This window comes from Frankia sp. CeRuru1 (assembly GCF_977966315.1).
Genome location: NZ_CDWWEW010000535.1, coordinates 1 through 2,550 on the forward strand (window position 1 = coordinate 1; position 2,550 = coordinate 2,550).

The window sequence follows — 2,550 nt, forward strand, 5'->3', positions numbered from 1 at the left end:
ACCCCGTGCAGGTCCAGCGCCGGAACCACCAGCCAGTTCTCGTAGCCCCCCGCCCGGGCGTGCCGGTTCGCCTCGGCTGGTGTCACGAAGAACCCGACGACACCTTCCACCGCCCGATCCGGCCCGATGAGGACCGCCAACGCCCAGAGCGGGCCGGATCGCTGCGGATTCGCGGCCGGAATGTGCGACCACACGTCCGACCAGCTCGACTGGTCAGTCGAGGACTCCATCATGCACCCCTCTTCACGCACCCCTCTTCACGTAGCTCGTCCGGAGCCGCCCACGGCGGCCATGGCGGACGAAGGTCGACCGGTGAAAACCGTTGATATCACTATCGGTGCCGCTCCTGCGTCTTACGGTGACATTCGGTAAGTTTCTGTCCATACTCTCGCCACGGCGCTCCAGATGAGCATCTTGGCGCCTCGGGCCCCTCTTCCGTGCCTATTTCAACACGAGCGCCGGCTGAGACATGACACACGGACCACCGTTCGGCGATGCTTTGATGATTTGAGTTCTTCGGACCCGTTCCAGGCCTTCGCGGTCGGCGGCCCAGCGAGGGAGTTCGCGCAGGTTGCCCGCCATGGCCCTTGGCCTCTCGCCGGGCACCGCGGGGTTCAAACGTCTGCACGTGCATCCGGCTCTTACGATGGGACCGGACCCGATTCTTCTAGAGTATGCACGCGCAGGTGTACGCGCGTGCGCATGCGCGTACACACGTCACACATCATCACCGCGCCACCATTTCCCGTGATCTGGGTGCAACAACCCATCACCCGGGAGAGAATGGTCAGCCCCTGGTGGCCTGTTGTTGCGCGTTCGCGTAGACAAGCTGAAGTAGGTCGGAGCCGGTGACCACCGTGAAGACGGATGCGGCGAGCCGCGTCGGCCGAGGCACGACGACCAGGCCGAAGACGAAGCCGGTGGCCACCCACTGCGCGGTGCAGAACGGGCAGGTGAGTAGCTCACCCACGCTGTGCCGGCCCGGGGGGTGCTCGCGGACCTCCTCGGCGAGTTCCGCCGGTCCCGCGGTGCCACGGAAGCGGGTGAAGGGGGCGCGCAGCGGGCTTGTCACCGGGTCCTTGGCGAGAATGCGGCTCAGCTTGTGCGTGGCGATCGTGACGAGAATCAGGTCGGGGACCGCGAACCGCTCGGGCAGGACCGCACCGGACACCCGGCCGATCAGCCCGAGAGCCGCGCACAACCCGCTATACGCCGACAGGGTGGCGAGATAGCCGCGCAGCGGGCGGGGCTCGTCGCCCGCGTACTCGCTCTGTTCCTGGCGCGCCGTGTTGGTCAGGCGGGCCAGCACACCGGTTTTCGGGGTATGCGTCATGTCGGATGCCTGCCCACCGTCTCCGACGGTAACCAGGCGGAGCACGCCCCGCGACACGCCCCGCCGGCCGCCGCCAGCGGCGGGCCCGGCGGAGGCCACCGGGTGCCACCGCCCGGGTCCGCGCGGCAGGAGGAACGGTCATGCTCTCGTCGGCCGGCCCGGACGAGTTTGCCGCAGCTTTCGGGGTTGCCGCAGCTTTCGGGGTCGTCGACCGGGTCTCGTTCAGGACTCCGGTGCCGCGTCCCCGTGGCCGTTCGCGCTGGCACGCCGAGTGGTCGTGTTGAACATGCGGGTGAGGTACTCGGTGCGCAGGACGCCGCGGCCGTCGGCTCCGATATAGCCGACGTCACGGGTGAGATAGCCCTCGGGGTAGGTGTAGCCGGCGGCGGTGACCTCGCCGTTGCGGGTCCACCAGGCTTTGCGCTGGGTGTGGCAGCGGTCGCAGGCGTGGATGACGTGGTAGGCGCGGGCCTCACGGTCCCAGGTGGCGCTGTGGGGCTGCCAGCGATGTCCCATGGTGCGGCATTCCACGAAGCTCACAGGCAGCTCGTGCGCCCAGGACTCGATGCTGCGACGGGGGGACTGCTCGGCCATCAGGGTGTTGGCCCCTTTCCGGGGAGACGGTGCGCGGGACGGGAACGACGAACGTAACGGTGGGAGAACGCCGACGGTCTCCTGGAGTGATCCTGCCATCCGGACCTGGTGTGGGTCTCTTCGGTGGGCATGCTGGCGCGCCCCCTGTGACCAGGGTGGATCGGCAACGGACGGCCCACTGTAGTGGGTACGGAGGCAGCGTTGTCGTGCACGCGATTCACGAGGCCGCCTGCTTCACTGCAACCATCGACACTTTCGGTGAACGGCCTGCCGTCGTGCGGTGCGCGGGACTGGGCCTTGAGGCCGAGGTGGATGTGCACGGCTTCCAGCACGCTCACCCGGCCATGGCCGCCGATGGCGAGCACGACAGGCCAATGATCATATTCTTGCCTGTGGGTGCCCCCGCGGTAGTGGCATGCAATCGTGGAAGAGTGCAGGCACATCGGCCCATGGGCGGTCACGGGGGCGCGAGCCGGACCGCGGTGCTGGTGTGCCAGGGGCGGGCCGTTGCGCACGGGCGCATCGCCATCGACCGGTTCGACGATCCGACAGCAATGATGTTCCTGCGCGCCGACGAACGGGGCTTTGTCGAGTGGGTGCGCGGCGGTGTCCCGCCGCGCACC

3 protein-coding genes are annotated in these 2,550 nt (G+C 68.2%); all 3 read right to left on the minus strand.

The window, feature by feature from the left end; all coding sequences use genetic code 11:
• On the minus strand, positions 1-230 hold a 230-nt coding region (locus AC08OP_RS23935), incomplete at its 3' end, for a hypothetical protein (RefSeq protein ID WP_476616236.1).
• Positions 231-787: 557 nt separating this feature from the next.
• On the minus strand, positions 788-1,333 hold the full coding sequence (locus AC08OP_RS23940) for a DUF1360 domain-containing protein (protein WP_476616237.1): 546 nt from the start codon (positions 1,331-1,333) through the stop codon (positions 788-790).
• 222 nt (positions 1,334-1,555) lie between these two features.
• Complete coding sequence (locus AC08OP_RS23945) at positions 1,556-1,927, minus strand: hypothetical protein (RefSeq protein WP_476616238.1); 372 nt, start codon at positions 1,925-1,927, stop codon at positions 1,556-1,558.
• Between the last annotated feature and the right edge of the window lie 623 nt (positions 1,928-2,550).

Excerpts from the sequence above, each read along its gene's own strand:
- AC08OP_RS23940 (WP_476616237.1), bottom strand. The coding sequence starts at position 1,333 with ATGACGCATACCCCGAAAACCGGTGTGCTGGCCCGCCTGACCAACACG.
- AC08OP_RS23945 (WP_476616238.1), bottom strand. The coding sequence starts at position 1,927 with ATGGCCGAGCAGTCCCCCCGTCGCAGCATCGAGTCCTGGGCGCACGAG.